Source organism: Carboxylicivirga litoralis, assembly GCF_025499605.1.
Taxonomy (GTDB): domain Bacteria; phylum Bacteroidota; class Bacteroidia; order Bacteroidales; family Marinilabiliaceae; genus Carboxylicivirga; species Carboxylicivirga litoralis.
On record NZ_JAFMVC010000134.1, the window covers coordinates 1 to 433 of the forward strand.

1 protein-coding gene is annotated in these 433 nt (G+C 26.8%); it reads left to right on the forward strand.

The window, feature by feature from the left end; genetic code table 11:
- Positions 1-433 (forward strand): hypothetical protein (locus J1N10_RS21090; RefSeq protein WP_262328694.1); only part of this gene is annotated, 433 nt, incomplete at both ends.

Below are 433 nucleotides of genomic sequence, written 5' to 3' on the forward strand. Positions count from 1 at the left end.
AGATGTTTTAAAGAAAGTTAATGAAAAAATTAGCGAACTAAATAAGGAAAATGAGTCACTAAAACTTATTGATGATTCGTTCACAGACTTTGACGCTCTTGAATTAGATAATTACATTTCAGAAAAGATTGCCAACCTAGAGGCTGCAATTAAAAAAAATAGAGAGCTAATTCTGAATATTGATACTCTATTTGCAGGTAATGAATCAATGATAAGTGTAGATACTTTTTTTGACACCATACACAAGAAATTAAAAGTTAATAATAGAATTAAAGAATTAGAAGTCTCTCTAAATACGTTTAAGAAAAAACATAACCATATAGCAGAAAAAAAGAATATTGAAACTAAACGACAAGATTTATTCAAAACCGATGAGTTACTTAGAGAACTTATAAAAACATTTGTTGCTTATGAAGATGTTTTAGGTAAAATT